We start from the raw sequence: 14515 nt of genomic DNA, 5'->3' as shown, positions 1-14515 counted from the left end.
AAGACTCCCGACTTGTTGTTGTTCCAATCCCGACCGACTCGTCACGCAGCGCGACTCGGGCAGGCGGCGACTCACGGTGAAACAGGACCTCAGCGACGACTCACAGCGTTCTCGTCACTTTCTGCAGGTGGCGAGGCTGATCCGGGTCGCCGCCACGGGCGACGGCCAGTTCGGCCGCCATCACATAGAAGCTCTGGATCACCGATAGCGGCTGGAGGTCGTCGTGACCGGCGTCGACCAGCGTCAATTGGCGCGCCGCGACGCTCTCGTCGGCAGCCAGCAGCACCCTGGCGCCGATCCCCGCCAGCCACTCGGCCAGCTCCAGCAGCCCGGGCTGGTCCGGACCCGGTGGCGCGAACACCAGCACCGGATAGCCCGGACCGATCAGCGCCATCGGTCCGTGACGGACCTCGGCGGCACTGAACGGCTCGGCCTGGATGGCGCAGGTCTCCTTGAACTTGAGCGCAGCCTCCTGGGCCACGGCAAGCCCCACGCCCCGACCGATGACCAGCAATCTGTCGACATCGACCAGCGCGTCCAGCGCTGGCTGCCAGTTCTGCCGCGCCGCGGTCTCGAGCGCCGACGGCAGCGCTTTCAACGCCGCCAGCAGCGCGTCGTCCTCCGCCCAGGCGCCGATCAGGTGCGCACAGGCGGCCAACGTGGCCAGATAGCTCTTGGTGGCGGCGACGCTCTTCTCGATGCCGGCGTGTAGCGCGATCTCATGCTCCGAAGTCTCGCCCAGCGGCGAGTGCGGCGTGTTGACCAGCGCCACGCTGCGCGCGCCGCCATCGACCAGGGCCCGCTGCGTCGCGATGAGATCGGGGCTGGCACCGGACTGCGAGATCGCCACCGCCAGTTGCCCGCGAACCCGCCACGGCGTGTCGGCGACGGTGGTCAGCGAGGGCGGCACCGAGGCCATCGGCAGCCCCAGGTGCTTCATGCCGAGATAGGCGAAGTAGGCAGCAGCGTGATCGGAGCTGCCGCGGGCCACCGTCAGCGCCCCGTGCAGGTCCGCCCCGCGCAGGGTGCTGCCGAGCTCGGCGAGAATGGCGGCATTGGCCTGCCACTGGGCTCGCAGGCAATTCGGGGCGCTCTGCGCCTCTTGAAGCATCAACGACATCGGTTTCTCTCCTGCGACGCGCGGGTCGCTTGTGGTGCCGGCGGCAGGTTCGAGGCCGACGGGCCGCGATGGGCCTGTTCGCCCCCGACATAGACGGCATCGATCTCCAGGCCGGCATCCATGACCACGACATCGGCCCGACAGCCGACATCGATCCGCCCTATTTCGGTCTCACCGAGGAAATCGGCGGGGTATTGCGACAGTCGCCGCGAGGCGTCGTCCAGCTCGAGGCCGATCTGGACCAGATTGCGCAACGCCTGGTCCATGGTCAGCGTACTGCCCGCCAGGGTGCCGTCGGCCAGGCGAACACCGCCCAGGCACTTGGTGACGTGCTGCTCGCCGAGACGGTACTCGCCGTCGGGCATGCCGGCGGCGGCCGTGGAATCGGTGACGCCGAAGAGATGGGGAATGCAGCGCAGCGCCGTGCGGATGGCGCCGGGATGCACGTGCAGCAGATCGGGGATGATCTCGGCATAGTCGGCGTGCGCCAGCGCCGCCCCGACCATGCCGGGCTTGCGGTGGTGAAGCCCGGTCATGGCATTGAACAGATGGGTGAAGCCGTGGGCGCCATGCTCGAGTCCGGCCACGCCCTCCTCGTAGCTGCCCAGGGTATGGCCCATCTGCACGCGGACACCGCGCTCGCGGAGTTGACCGATGAGCGTGGCATGGCCCGACAGCTCAGGCGCCAGCGTCAGCAGCCGGATCGGCGCCAGTTCCATCAGCGCCGCGACGTCAGCGATCGCGCCGGGGTGGGCATATGGCGGCTGCGCACCCAGCTTGCCGGGATTGAGATAGGGCCCCTCGAGATGAACACCCAGCAGCCGCGCCGCGTGGGAGGGAGGCCGAGCCATGATGCGAGCGATGTCCCGCAGCGCCTGACGAATGTCGGGCAGCGGCGCCGTCATCGTGGTCACCAGCAGACTGGTGGTGCCGAAACGGACGTGGGTCCGCGCCATGACCGCCGCGGCGTCGCCCCCCTCCATGGCGTCCGCCCCGCCGCCGCCGTGCACGTGGAGATCGACGAACCCCGGCAGCAACCGAGGATGCGCGTTGGTGGCCGGGTCGACCGGCTCGCCGTCGATGGCGGCTATCCGGCCCTCGCGCCATGTCAGCGTGCCCAGTCGCCAGCCCCGGGGGGTCAGAATGTTGCCGTAGAGCATGTCGTCTCCCGCTCGTGCGATCTCATTGGGTCAACTCCACCATGAAGTCGTAGTAATCGGTCCGACAGTAGGTCACCGTCAGCTCCCCGGGGCGGCCGTCGGCCAGATAGCCGAGGCGCGTCATCATCAACAGCGCCTGGGCGGGCGGCACCTCCGCCAGTTGCGCCAGCTCGGCGTCGGCGTTGATCGCCGAGACGTGCTGCAGGGCGCGCACGATCGGCGTCCCCAGCTCGTCGAGATGGCGATAGAGCGAGTGGGTGACGCTCTCGGGATCGGGCAGGACCCGGCTCGGCAGGCAGCTCTCCTCGACCGCGACCACCACGTCATCCGCCAGTCGCAGGCGTTTGAGACGCGAGACCTGGTGGTCCGCACTCAAGCCCAGGCGCAGGCTCTCCTCCACCGTGGGCGTCCCGGAGCAGCGGCTCAGCCACCGCGAACTGGGCCGGTGGCCGCGTTGAACCAGCAGCTCGGTAAAGCTGGTCAGCCGCGTCAGCGACTGGTTGAGTCGCGGGGCGATGAACGTCCCGGAGCCATGGGTGCGCTGGATCAGGCCCAGTGCCACCAGCCGGTCGAGCGCCTTGCGCGCGGTGATGCGAGAAATGTTGAGCGACTCCGCCAGGACCCGTTCCGAGGGCAAGGCTTCGCCGGTCTCCCAGTCCCCCGCTTCGATCGCCTCGACCAGTTGCTGGGCCAGTTGGCGATAGAGCGGCGTCGACCGGCCGGCGTCCAGCTTGAGCCGCGATAGCGTCGGTGCCATGAAGATCGGTTCCGAAGTGATGGAGTCTGATACCAGTTCAATACCACCAACATAACCAGTCGAATACCAATCTGCCAGACCCAAAGGGAGCGACTTTGGTCTCACGCCCTCTCGTGAGCGAACGTGCCAGGTCCAACGATCCCTGGGACGGCGGCGTGTGATTGGCGTGGCCAACGCGGAATCCGTATAGTGTCGCTCTCGTCCACCGACCGATCCGATCCGATGCTGCAGAACAACTCTCTTCTGGCCCAGCTGAAGCAGGACATCCGCGCCAATACGCCGCGTGTCCAGGGCACCATCAAGGCGACCGACAAGGGCTTCGGGTTTCTCGAAGCCGAAGACGGTACTTCCTACTTCATTCCGCCCCCCGCCATGAAGCAGGTCGTTCACGGCGACCGCATCGAAGCGGTCATCAAGGAGGATGGCGACAAGAAACAGGCCGACCCCGAGACGCTGATCGAGGCATCGCTGGATCGCTTCGTGGCTCGCGTGCAGAAACGCGACGGCCGCCTGGCCGTGGTTCCCGACCACCCCTCCATCAATCTGTCGCTGAAGGCACGCCTCAAGCGCTCGCTGGAAGAGTCCGACATCGCCGACGGCGACTGGATCGTCGCGCGCCTGATTCGCCATCCGCTGCGCCCGGACGACCGGGGGTTCTTCACCCAGATCGACGAATTGGTGGTCAAGAGTGACGATCCGGCAGTGCCGTGGCGCGTCACCCTGGCTCGCCATGCGCTCGAGCAGGAGTGCCCGCCGGCGGCCGATGAGTGGCCGCTGCAGGACGAGGGCCTGGTGCGCGAGGACCTGACCGCCGAGCCGTTCTTCACCATCGATGGTGAGAAGACGCGCGACATGGACGATGCGCTGCGGGTGGAAGCGACCGACGACGGCTGGACGATGACGGTCGCGATCGCCGACCCCACCGCCTATGTGGGCGAGTCCCACCCGGCGGACAAGGAGGCCCGCACCCGCGCCTTCACGGTCTACCTGCCGGGCCAGAACATCACCATGCTGCCAGAAGCGCTGGCCGACGACCTGTGCTCGCTGAAGCCGGACGTGGATCGCCCGGTGCTGGCTTGCCGGCTGCAGGTCGGTCGCGACGGCACGCTGGGCGAATACCGCTTTTTCGCCGCCACGATTCGCTCCCAGGCTCGCCTGGCCTACGACGACGTCTCCGACTGGCTCGAGGAGCGGTCCGACACCGCAGCGCCGGCCGAGCCCATCGCCGAGCAGCTCAAGGCGCTGGCCGACCTCGCCCGCGCCCGCGCGGCCTGGCGGGAAGCCAACACGCTGGTGTTCAAGGATCGTCCGGACTATGCGTTCGACCTCGACGACGCCGGCAATGTGCTGGGCATCGTCATCGAAGAGCGTCGCATCGGTCAGCGCATGATCGAAGAGGCGATGATCGTTGCCAACGCCTGCTGCGCCGACCTGCTGGCCAAGGAGATCGGCCACGGTATCTTCAACGTCCACAACGCCTTCGAGCCCGAGAAGATCGACCAGGCCGTCGAGTTCCTGGCCACCCAGGAAATCGCCGTCGAGCGCGAGCAGCTCGCCGAACTGTCGCGCTACAAGGAGCTTCGCCGCACGCTGGACGCGCGCGAGGATGCGTGGCTGGACGCCCGCCTGCGGCGCTTCCAGGGCTACACCAACATGTCGGCCCGGCCGGGGCCCCACTTCGGCCTGGGCCTGCCCGCCTATGCCACCTGGACATCGCCGATCCGCAAGTACGGCGACATGGTCAACCATCGTCTGATCAAGCGGGTGCTGAAGTCCGAAGCGGCACCGGCCGAGGCGACCCAGCAGCTCACGGAGCAGTTGACCGAACGCCGCCGACTGAACCGAATGGCCGAACGCGACGTCAAAGACTGGCTCTACGTGCGCTATCTGGGCGCCACCATCGAGAAGGGTGAAGTCTTCGACGCCGACATCATCGACATCCGCCGTGGTGGCATGCGCGTTCGCCTGACGGCCAACGGCGCCACGGCGTTCGTGCCGGCGCCGCTGATTCACAGCGACCGCAACCAGATGGCCATCGACGACAAGGAAGGCCGCATTCGGATCGACGGCGAGCTGCGTTACCAGCTCGGCGGCTCACTGCGCGTCAAGCTCGTCGAAGCCCGTGAAGCGACGCGTTCGCTGGTGGCCGCGCCCGCCGAGTGAACGCGGTAATGGCCTGCCGACGCCGGAAACGGCGCCGGCAGGCTACCACTTTGGTGTGAACGCCCTGTGGCAGTAAAACGATATACTGCAATGTAGTCATCGCCATTCTCAGGAATGCGCCGTATCGACAGGGAAGTCTTCAAGAGGAGCGGCTCGTTGCACATTGCCGACGTTACGATGTTCTATGCCCCCGCCAGTGGCGGGGTTCGTACTTATCTCGATGCCAAGCATCGGCGCCTCGCCAAGCTGCCTGGTGTCACCTGTAGCCTGCTGATCCCCGGCTCTCAGCTCTTCACGCACAACGGCATTCACGAGGTACCGTCGCCGCCGTTGCCGTTCAGCCAAGGTTACCGCTTCCCGCTGCGGCGTCGCGGCTGGGAACGGGAGCTGGTGCGCCTGTCACCGGACATCATCGAGGCCGGTGATCCCTACGTCACTGGCTGGGCGGCGCTTCGCGCCGGCCGCAAGCTGGACATACCGGTGGTCGGCTTCTATCACTCGGATCTGCCTCGACTGATCAGCAATCGACTCGGCAAAGGCACCGACAAGCTGATCGAGCGCTACGTCTATCAGCTCTATCGCCGCTTCGATCAGGTCCTCGCTCCGAGCCGCGTCATGGCCGAGCGGCTGACCCGACTCGGCATCGAGCGGGTTGCCATCCAGCCGCTGGGCGTCGATCTGGAGACGTTCCACCCCAGCCGTCGGAACGCGGCCCTGCGCGAGGGACTGAACCTCGACGAGACCACGAAACTGCTGATCTTCGTCGGCCGCGGCTCGCGCGAGAAGAACCTCCACGACTTGCTGAAGACCGCACAGCTGCTGGGCAAGGGCTACCACCTGCTGCTGGTTGGCCCGAGCATGCCCAGCCAGGTGCCGGACAATGTCAGCGTGATCGACCGTTACACCCCGACCGAAGAGGTCGCGAGCTGGCTGGCTTCCAGCGATGCGCTGGTCCATGCGGGCACCCAGGAAACCTTTGGCCTGGTGGCACTGGAAGCCATGGCGAGCGGCATTCCCGTGATCGCCGCCCGGGCGGGAGCCCTGGCCGAAAACGTGCCGCTGGGCTGTGGCTTGTTGAGCGAACCCCATTCGCCCGCCGACATGGCTCGCGCGGTCAAGGAGCTGTTCGCCAACCACGATGCCTCACAAGCCGGGCGCCGCGCGCGACGCTACGTGGAGCGCAACCACGATTGGGATGTCGTCATCGACGGCCTGCTCTCCCACTATCGACGGCTGACCAGCGCCACCGAAGGTGCGGGAGAAGCCCAGCAGGGTTCCCAGCATGGATAATTCGCATTTCGCGCTGGTGCTCCACGACATCGCCCCCGAAACCTGGCCCGATTACCAGCCGTTCGTCGAGGCGATCGATCGTCTCGGCGAACGGCTCGGCCAGCGCATTCCGATGACCTGGCTCGTCGTCCCCAACTTCCATGGCCGGGGCGAGTGCCGCGACAGCGACCTGCTGCGCCGGGTTCTCGATGACCGCCTGGCGCGAGGGGACGAACTGACGCTGCATGGCTACTTTCACCGGGACGATGCGTCGGCGCCCCGTTCGTTGCGGGATTTCTACATGCGCCGGATCTACACCTGGGAGGGGGAGTTCTACACCCTCGACCAGGATCGCGCCGGCGCCCTGCTCGACGAGGGCATGGCCCAGTTCGACGCCTGCGGCTGGCCGCATGGCGGTTTCGTCGCCCCCGCCTGGCTGATGAGCGAAGGTACCCGGAAGGCCCTGCAGCAACGCCCGTTCACCTACACCAGCGATCTGCAACACCTCTATCGCTTGCCATCGCTAGCGTCGCTGGACGCGCCCAGCATCGTGTGGAGCGCCCGGAGCGCCTGGCGCCGCGGCATGTCGAGAGTGGTCAGTGCACTCCAGTACCGCCGTTTCCAGCACGCACCGCTGTTGCGTTTGGCGCTGCATCCCGTGGATATGCGCCATCGCGTCTCCCATGACTACTGGCTGCATCTCGTGGAGCATCTGCTGGAGACGGGAAGGCAGCCGTTGACCAAGCAGGCCTGGCTCGACCAGGCCCCTGATCCCGCCCCAGCCAATCTCGCCGGATCGGCGAACAAGGATCGCTCCGCGGCATGAAGCGCATCCTGTGGCTACTCGCGCTGGGCCTGGTGGCAGCGCTGGCAATACCCATCCTGGTCGGGGGACGCGGTATCGTCACCGAACTGCGAGGGTTTCCTACCTCGCAGTTGTTGCTGATGATGGGCATGGTCGTGATCTGCTGGAACGTCAATGCCTTGCGCCTGAGGTTGCTGCTGGCCGGGCGCGCGGGGAAACTCTCCCAGATCCGAGCGTTCTCCATCGTCATGGCCACCGAGTTCGCCATCTGCGCCACGCCGGGAGGTACCGGTGGTCCGCTGACCCTGCTCGGTCTGCTGGCCCGGCGCGGTGTCCGTCCGGCTCAGGCATCGGCGATCTTCGCGGTCGATCAGTTGACCGACCTGCTGTTCTTCCTCTCCGGCCTGATCGGCGTCGCGCTCTACGTGCTGATCGAAGCGGTCGACCTGAAGCTCGGCTGGCTGGTGGGACTACCCACGCTCTTGCTGGTCACCGCTCTCGCCCTGCTATGGCTGACACTGACCCACTACGCGCGGGTCATGCATATCACCGGACGCTGGCTGGCCAAGCTCAACGTCAAACGCCGCTCACGATTCGGCTTTGCCCGCCGCCTGTTGCATTTCAGGAACTCCTTGGTGGAGACGCTGCGGCTGCCGCGCTGGCTACTGCTCGCCGTATTCCTGCTCTGCTGCGCGCATTGGCTGATCCGTTACAGCGTTCTCTATCTGGTGGTCCAGGGGCTCGGCCAGCACATCGATTGGGCGTGGACTTTCCTGGTGCAGATGGTTTCCATGGCTGCCGGCCAGCTCAGTTTTCTCCCCGGCGGCGCGGGCGGCGCGGAGCTCACCTCCTCGGCCCTGCTGACGCCGCTGATCGGCGCACAGAGCGCGGCCGCCGCCGTCCTGATCTGGCGTTTCGTCACCTACTATTTCTATTTGCTGGCCGGCTTTCCGTTATTCATTGCCACGGCAGGCAAAGCATTTCTGCGCATGATGAACAAGCAGCGCGCCTCCTCGACGCGCTGAACCCCGGGCGGCAGGGTCCACGACCCTGCGGCGCCTCGCCAAAACCGCCAATAACGCGTGTAAACCCGCTTTAACCGATGCTTGGTCGTGGCGTGATTGCTGCCATGCTCGAGGCTTCATGACGCCGCCTATCGCTGTGACTCTCCGCCACCGGACAGTCGCACGGGTCCCGTGCGGATCGTCGATCGAGGATGACCATGGGCGTTCGTTGGGGATTACGCGGTAAATCGGCACTCGCGCTGTTGACGGCTTGTCTGGTGGCACTGGTACCCGCCTTGCTGATTGGCTGGCTGGCGGTCGACGCGGTGCGCCAGCAGTTCTCCCAGGCGTATGCCGAGAACTTCACCCTGCTGCAGATGCAGCGCATCCTGGCGCCGATTTCCCGCGAGCTGGCACTCGCCGAGCGCTTTGCCCAATCCCCGGTTACCCGTGACTGGCTGGCCGACGAACAAGACCCTGCCAAGCGCCAGCGCTTCTTCGACGAGGCCGAGAGTTATCGCCAGGGGTTCGCGGCCCACACCTACTTCGCCGTGGCCGATGCCAGTGGTGACTACTACTTCAGCAGCGACGACGAGCCCACCGATCGCCGGCCCCGTTACCGACTGAGCGCAGCCGACCCCGACGACAGCTGGTACTCGCACCTCATCGCCAGCGGCCAACCCTACACGCTCAACGTCAACATCGACCGCGAACTGCAGGAAGCCAAGGTATGGATCAACGTGGTGATCCGCGACGACGGCCGGCCGCTGGGCATCGCCGGCACCGGCCTCGACCTGAGCCGGTTCCTGGATGCGTTCATTCGTACCCGTGCCCACGGCATAACGCCGATGATCGTCAACCGCCAGGGGGCGTTACTTGCCTATCCGGATGCCTCACGGATCGCTTTCAACGCGCAAGCGGACAACGGTGACCTCGCTCGAGGACAGCAGTTGGCCGCCCTCCTCGATGGCGAGGACGAACGCGCCGAGCTCCGTGAGGTGATCCAGCGCGCCGTCGCCGACCCCGACGACGTCTATATGCTGACCGCCCATCTGGACGGCCAGCCCCGCCTGCTCTCGGTGGGCTATGTCCCCCAGCTCGACTGGCTGATGGTCACGGCACTGGATCGGCAAAGCGCTCGACTGATCGCGACCCACTGGCTGTGGCCGCTGAGTCTCGGCGCCGTCGTGCTCCTGGTGTTGCTGCTGGCCGGTTTCATCTATACCAGCGAGCGCCTGATCCTGGCGCCGCTGCGTCGGCTGAAACAGTCGGCGCAGGCGATCGCCGACGGCAGGTACGACTCCCGACTGCCGGTTCAGCGGGGCGATGAGATTGGCGAGCTGTCGCGCGCCTTCGCCGACATGGCGGCGCAGGTGGAGCGTCATACCCAGCAGTTGGAAGCTACCGTTCGCCAACGCACCGCGGCGCTGGAGGCGACCAACCGGGAAATGGCCCAGGCCCATCGCCAGATCGAGTCGTCGCTCGCCTACGCCAGCCTGATACAGCGCGCCATTCTTCCGGGCGAGACGCTGGATGCGCGACTCGGCAGCCGCTACGGGGTCATCTGGCAGCCACGCGACCAGGTCGGCGGTGACATCTTCATCTTCCACGCCACGCCGGAGGGCTACCTGCTGGGGGTCATCGATTGCGCAGGCCATGGCGTCCCCGGTGCGCTGATGACCATGCTGGTCAAGGCGAGCATCGATCATGCCGTGCTGCGGCTCGGCTGCGCGGACCCGGCCGCCATTCTCGATGACGTCGACGCGCGGTGTCGCGAGCTGCTGCAGCGCGAGGCGCTTACCGCCAACCTCGCCACTGACATCGACATGGGACTGGTCTGGATCGACGAACGCCAGTGCCGGATGCGTTTCGCCGGCGCCAAGATGGCGCTTCACGTCGCCGACGGCGAGCGCCTCGAGTGTCATCCGGGCGGGCGCCGGGCGCTGATGCAGAAGCGCCGGATGCGCTATGCCAACCTCGAGCTGCCCCTGCGACCCGGGGCGAGTTACACGCTCTGCAGTGACGGCTTCCTGGACCAGGCGGGCGGCGAGCGCGGCTTCGGCTTCGGCCGTCAACGCTTCGCCGAGATGCTGACGCGCCACGCCACGCTGACGCCGACGGGCCAGGTCGCCGCGTTTGCAGAAGCGCTGGCGGCGTATAGCGGTACTCATCCGCAGCGCGACGACATCACCCTGCTGGTGTTTCAACCCGACCCAGGCAGCAGGCCGACATGACCCTGTCCGCCCTCGAGCTGCCATTCGCTCTATACTCGACCTCAAGTCCGGAGAGACCATGGACCTATTAGCGATGCGGGAGAGCTATCAGCAGCAGCGTGTCATGCTCTGCTTCAACGGCCCGATCTCGCGCAGCCTGATCGAGGAGATCGGCAATGCGCTACGCAACTACCTCGACAGCGAGCAGGCGGCGCTCTCGTCGTCGATGGATGTCTTCGCGATTTATATCGAGATGACGCAGAACATCCGCCACTATTCGCGCCGGCGACAGTATGGAGAGCGCGACGCGACGGCCACCGTCGCCGTGGGGCGAGACGACGCAGGTCGTTACACCGTTTCCGCCGGCAACCTCGTGGAAGCGGACGATGGCCGCGAACTGGCCAAGGTGATCGAAGAGATCGGCGAACTCGACAAGGCCGAGCTCAAGCAAGCCTACAAACGTCAGCTGCGCCAGCCACGCGATGCCGACTCGACCCGCGGTGCCGGACTGGGGCTACTCGATATGGCACGCAAGTCGAGCTTGCCACTGCAGGCCCGCCTCCAACCGCTGCCCAACGGTCAGGCATTCTTCAGCCTGACTGCCACCGTTTGATCGTGACGACCGCCATGAATTCCGATATCCAGATTTCAGGCACCCAGTCGACACCCACCGTCCGTGGTGACTGGGAGACGGGATGCCTGACCATGCAGGGCGACTCCTACCCGGAGAACGCGTTCGAGCTGTTCGACCAGATCATCCGCTGGATCGGCTCATTCCTCGAACAGAATCGGTTGCCGCTGCGGCTCGAGCTGCAACTGGTCTACCTCAATACCAGCTCGGTCAAGGCCATGATGGACATCTTCGATCTTCTCGAAGACGCCCATCGGCAAGGCAGGCCGGTCAGCGTCGACTGGCGCTACCATGCCGAAAACGAGCGTATTGCCGAGCTGGCCGAGGAGTTCCGCGAGGACTGCACCTTCCCGTTCGCGATCGAACCGAAGCAGGCGACGCCGTGACCAGCGCGATGCATCCCCTGCTCGAGCAGATCGAAGCCTTGCTGGCAGCGCCGGATCACCGGGACCACCCCCTGCATGCCGCCCTGGGACAGCTCTACCGCCTCCATATCGATGAGCAGAAGCGTCTGGAACGACTACTGAACATCGCCGACGGCTATCAGCAGTTCACCCAGACGGACCTGGCCAGTCTCAAGCAGCAGTACGAACGCCAGCTCAACAAGGAGCGCAAGCTCTCGCGCATCTCGGATCGCTACCAGCAGCTGATGCGTGAACGCAATCAGGCACTCAAGACCGCCGCCACCCACGATCCGCTGACCGGCCTGGCCAACCGGCGTCTGATGGATGAGCAGTTGATCCAGGCTGGCGTGGAAGCGGTGCGGGGCGGCAAGCCGTTTTGCGTCGCGATGCTGGATATCGATCATTTCAAGCAGATCAACGATCGCTATGGCCACGACGGCGGCGATCGCATCCTGGTCAGCCTGGCCGAATCACTGCGCGGTCAGATGCGCGCGGGGGATCTCTGTGGCCGCTGGGGTGGCGAGGAGTTCGTGCTGCTGATGCAGAACACCTCTCTTGAGCAGGCGGGCCAGATCGTCGCCAGGCTCATCGAGTATCTGCGCAACCTGACGTTTGCCGTGACCGACATCCCCGTCTCGATCACCGTGAGCATTGGGGTGGCCGAGCACTCGATGGTGGAGGCGCCACTGGATACGGTCAATCGGGCCGACCGCGTCCTGCTGGACGCCAAGCAGGAAGGCCGTAACAGCTATCGACTGGCTGGCTGACGGGCGCCGGCGGCGCGACGGCGACAGGCCCATCGCTCGCTGGACAAGACTCTCGCAGGGCAATAATCCCCGCCGAAAACGACGACGGCCCGCCAGGTAACCCTGGCGGGCCGTTGCCGAGACGATACGCCTCGAAGGGTGGCGACGTGGCTTACCAGCCGGTCACGGCCTTCAGCGCGTCGCCAATCTCGGCCAGCGAACGCACGGTCTTGACGCCCGCATCTTCCAGCGCGGCGAATTTCTCGTCTGCGGTGCCCTTGCCACCGGAGATGATCGCACCGGCATGGCCCATGCGCTTGCCCGGAGGTGCGGTCACACCGGCGATATAGGAGACCACCGGTTTGGAGACGTTGGCCTTGATGTAGGCTGCGGCTTCCTCTTCGGCGGTGCCGCCGATCTCGCCGATCATCACGATCGCTTCGGTCTGCGGGTCCTTCTCGAACATCTCGAGGATGTCGATGAAGGTGGAGCCCGGGATCGGGTCGCCGCCGATGCCCACACAGGTGGACTGGCCGAAACCGTGATCGGTGGTCTGCTTGACCGCTTCGTAGGTCAGGGTGCCGGAACGCGACACGATACCGACACGGCCCGGCTTGTGGATGTGACCCGGCATGATGCCGATCTTGGTCTCACCCGGGGTGATCACGCCGGGGCAGTTCGGGCCGATCAGGCGCACGCCCAGCTCGTCACACTTGACCTTGACGTCGAGCATGTCCAGCGTCGGGATGCCCTCGGTGATGCAGACGATCAGCTTGATGCCGGCGTTGGCGGCTTCGAGGATCGAGTCCTTGCAGAACGCGGCCGGCACGTAGATGACGGACGCCTCGGCGCCGGTCTTCTCGACCGCTTCCTTGACGGTGTTGAACACCGGCAGGCCCAAGTGCTCTTGGCCGCCCTTGCCCGGCGTGACACCGCCGACCATGTTGGTGCCGTAGGCGATCGCCTGCTCGGAGTGGAAAGTCCCCTGGCCACCGGTGAAGCCCTGGCAGATGACCTTGGTGCTCTTGTCGATCAGGATACTCATTACTTGCCCTCCGCCGCTTTGACGACCTGCTGAGCCGCGTCAGTCAGGCTGGTAGCAGCGATGATGTTCAGACCGCTGGAGGCCAGTTTCTCGGCACCCAGCTCGGCGTTGTTACCTTCCAGACGCACCACGACCGGCACGTTGACGCCGACCTGCTCGACGGCACCGATGATGCCTTCGGCGATCATGTCGCAACGCACGATACCGCCGAAGATGTTGACCAGCACGGCCTTGACGTTGGTGTCGGAGAGAATGATCTTGAACGCTTCCGCCACCCGCTCCTTGGTCGCGCCGCCACCGACGTCGAGGAAGTTGGCCGGGCTGCCACCGTTGAGGTTGACGATGTCCATGGTGCCCATGGCCAGACCGGCACCGTTGACCATGCAGCCGATGTTACCGTCGAGGGCGACGTAGTTGAGTTCCCACTCCTGGGCGTGGGCCTCGCGCTCGTCTTCCTGCGACGGGTCACGCATCGCCTGCAGGTCCGGGTGGCGATACATGGCATTGGCGTCGAGGTTGATCTTGGCGTCGAGGCAGTGGAGGTTGCCTTCGTCGGTGATCACCAGCGGGTTGATCTCGAGAAGCGCCAGATCCTTGTCGTGGAACAGCTTGGAGAGGCCCAGGAAGATCTTGGTGAACTGCTTGATCTGATCCTTGTTCAGGCCCAGCTGGAAAGCCAGCTCCCGGGCCTGGTACGGCTGCGCGCCGACCAGCGGATCGATCTCGGCCTTGAGGATCTTCTCGGGCGTCTCTTCGGCGACCTTCTCGATCTCGACGCCGCCTTCGGTGGAGGCCATGAAGACCACCCGCCGGGTAGCGCGATCAACCACCGCGCCCAGATAGAGCTCGCTGGCGATATCGGTGCAGTTCTCGACCAGGATCTTGGCGACCGGCTGACCCTTCTCGTCGGTCTGATAGGTCACCAGGTTCTTGCCCAGCCACTGCTCGGCGAACGCCTTGGCTTCTTCCGGGCTCTTGATCAGCTTGACGCCGCCGGCCTTGCCGCGGCCGCCCGCGTGAACCTGGGCCTTGACGACCCACTTGTCGCCACCGATTTTCTTGCAGGCCTGCGCGGCTTCATCCGGCGTGTCGACGGCGAAGCCCTTGGAAACGGGAAGACCATAATCGGCAAACAGCTGTTTGCCCTGATACTCGTGAAGGTTCATCGATTCATGCCATTAGGTTGCATGTGACTCGA

At 65.6% G+C, this 14515-nt stretch carries 13 protein-coding genes; 8 read left to right on the top strand and 5 right to left on the bottom strand.

The window, feature by feature from the left end:
• Positions 1–100 precede the first annotated feature (100 nt).
• Genes DOM45_RS11675 through DOM45_RS11665 form a run of 3 tightly spaced genes read right to left on the bottom strand, consistent with a single transcriptional unit; the run spans position 101 to position 3037 of the window.
• A complete protein-coding gene (locus DOM45_RS11675) occupies positions 101–1120 on the bottom strand; it encodes an SIS domain-containing protein (RefSeq protein WP_110600724.1) in 1020 nt (339 codons plus the stop codon).
• Positions 1111–2280, bottom strand: coding sequence for an N-acetylglucosamine-6-phosphate deacetylase (gene nagA, locus DOM45_RS11670; RefSeq protein ID WP_110600722.1), 1170 nt, complete (start codon positions 2278–2280; stop codon positions 1111–1113). Before nagA ends, DOM45_RS11675 begins: the two co-directional genes overlap by 10 nt.
• A 22-nt stretch (positions 2281–2302) precedes the next feature.
• Positions 2303–3037: a GntR family transcriptional regulator gene (locus tag DOM45_RS11665; RefSeq protein WP_110600720.1), complete on the bottom strand. Its 735-nt coding sequence runs from the start codon at positions 3035–3037 to the stop codon at positions 2303–2305.
• A gap of 222 nt (positions 3038–3259) precedes the next feature.
• Here DOM45_RS11665 and DOM45_RS11660 point away from each other — a divergent pair, with 222 nt between their 5' ends.
• From DOM45_RS11660 to siaD, 8 genes are all read left to right on the top strand, one after another.
• Positions 3260–5200 (top strand): exoribonuclease II, encoded by a 1941-nt coding sequence (locus tag DOM45_RS11660; protein WP_110600718.1) that lies wholly within the window; start codon positions 3260–3262, stop codon positions 5198–5200.
• 156 nt (positions 5201–5356) lie between these two features.
• Entirely contained in the window at positions 5357–6490 is a 1134-nt protein-coding gene (gene gpgS / locus DOM45_RS11655; protein ID WP_110601118.1) for an N-acetylglucosaminyl phosphatidylglycerol synthase, read from the top strand.
• A complete protein-coding gene (gene gpgD, locus DOM45_RS11650) occupies positions 6483–7295 on the top strand; it encodes an N-acetylglucosaminyl phosphatidylglycerol deacetylase (RefSeq protein ID WP_110600716.1) in 813 nt (270 codons plus the stop codon). The genes gpgS and gpgD overlap by 8 nt, the downstream gene beginning before the upstream one ends.
• Entirely contained in the window at positions 7292–8299 is a 1008-nt protein-coding gene (gene gpgF / locus DOM45_RS11645; RefSeq protein ID WP_110600714.1) for a glucosaminyl phosphatidylglycerol flippase, read from the top strand. Before gpgD ends, gpgF begins: the two co-directional genes overlap by 4 nt.
• A 197-nt stretch (positions 8300–8496) precedes the next feature.
• Positions 8497–10512: a biofilm regulation protein phosphatase SiaA gene (gene siaA, locus DOM45_RS11640; RefSeq protein ID WP_110600712.1), complete on the top strand. Its 2016-nt coding sequence runs from the start codon at positions 8497–8499 to the stop codon at positions 10510–10512.
• A gap of 58 nt (positions 10513–10570) precedes the next feature.
• Positions 10571–11104, top strand: a complete 534-nt coding sequence (siaB, locus tag DOM45_RS11635; RefSeq protein WP_110600710.1) for a biofilm regulation protein kinase SiaB — start codon at positions 10571–10573, stop codon at positions 11102–11104.
• A gap of 14 nt (positions 11105–11118) precedes the next feature.
• Positions 11119–11508 (top strand): biofilm regulation phosphoprotein SiaC, encoded by a 390-nt coding sequence (siaC, locus tag DOM45_RS11630; RefSeq protein ID WP_110600708.1) that lies wholly within the window; start codon positions 11119–11121, stop codon positions 11506–11508.
• On the top strand, positions 11505–12293 hold the full coding sequence (gene siaD / locus DOM45_RS11625; RefSeq protein ID WP_240612372.1) for a biofilm regulation diguanylate cyclase SiaD: 789 nt from the start codon (positions 11505–11507) through the stop codon (positions 12291–12293). Before siaC ends, siaD begins: the two co-directional genes overlap by 4 nt.
• Positions 12294–12444: 151 nt before the next feature.
• Here siaD and sucD read toward each other — a convergent pair whose 3' ends face one another.
• Both sucD and sucC read right to left on the bottom strand, forming a co-directional pair.
• A complete protein-coding gene (sucD, locus tag DOM45_RS11620; protein WP_110600706.1) occupies positions 12445–13317 on the bottom strand; it encodes a succinate--CoA ligase subunit alpha in 873 nt (290 codons plus the stop codon).
• Positions 13317–14483, bottom strand: a complete 1167-nt coding sequence (gene sucC / locus DOM45_RS11615) for an ADP-forming succinate--CoA ligase subunit beta (RefSeq protein ID WP_110600705.1) — start codon at positions 14481–14483, stop codon at positions 13317–13319. Before sucC ends, sucD begins: the two co-directional genes overlap by 1 nt.
• Between the last annotated feature and the right edge of the window lie 32 nt (positions 14484–14515).

Origin of the sequence: Salinicola lusitanus (genome assembly GCF_003206045.1) — a bacterium.
In the GTDB taxonomy this organism is placed as follows: domain Bacteria; phylum Pseudomonadota; class Gammaproteobacteria; order Pseudomonadales; family Halomonadaceae; genus Salinicola; species Salinicola lusitanus.
The sequence above is the reverse complement of the archived record's forward strand: the minus strand, read 5'-3'. Positions and strand labels throughout refer to the sequence as shown.

Excerpts from the sequence above, each read along its gene's own strand:
- DOM45_RS11675 (WP_110600724.1), bottom strand. The coding sequence starts at position 1,120 with ATGTCGTTGATGCTTCAAGAGGCGCAGAGCGCCCCGAATTGCCTGCGA.
- nagA (WP_110600722.1), bottom strand. The coding sequence starts at position 2,280 with ATGCTCTACGGCAACATTCTGACCCCCCGGGGCTGGCGACTGGGCACG.
- DOM45_RS11665 (WP_110600720.1), bottom strand. The coding sequence starts at position 3,037 with ATGGCACCGACGCTATCGCGGCTCAAGCTGGACGCCGGCCGGTCGACG.
- DOM45_RS11660 (WP_110600718.1), top strand. The coding sequence starts at position 3,260 with ATGCTGCAGAACAACTCTCTTCTGGCCCAGCTGAAGCAGGACATCCGC.
- gpgD (WP_110600716.1), top strand. The coding sequence starts at position 6,483 with ATGGATAATTCGCATTTCGCGCTGGTGCTCCACGACATCGCCCCCGAA.
- gpgF (WP_110600714.1), top strand. The coding sequence starts at position 7,292 with ATGAAGCGCATCCTGTGGCTACTCGCGCTGGGCCTGGTGGCAGCGCTG.
- siaA (WP_110600712.1), top strand. The coding sequence starts at position 8,497 with ATGGGCGTTCGTTGGGGATTACGCGGTAAATCGGCACTCGCGCTGTTG.
- siaB (WP_110600710.1), top strand. The coding sequence starts at position 10,571 with ATGGACCTATTAGCGATGCGGGAGAGCTATCAGCAGCAGCGTGTCATG.
- siaC (WP_110600708.1), top strand. The coding sequence starts at position 11,119 with ATGAATTCCGATATCCAGATTTCAGGCACCCAGTCGACACCCACCGTC.
- sucD (WP_110600706.1), bottom strand. The coding sequence starts at position 13,317 with ATGAGTATCCTGATCGACAAGAGCACCAAGGTCATCTGCCAGGGCTTC.
- sucC (WP_110600705.1), bottom strand. The coding sequence starts at position 14,483 with ATGAACCTTCACGAGTATCAGGGCAAACAGCTGTTTGCCGATTATGGT.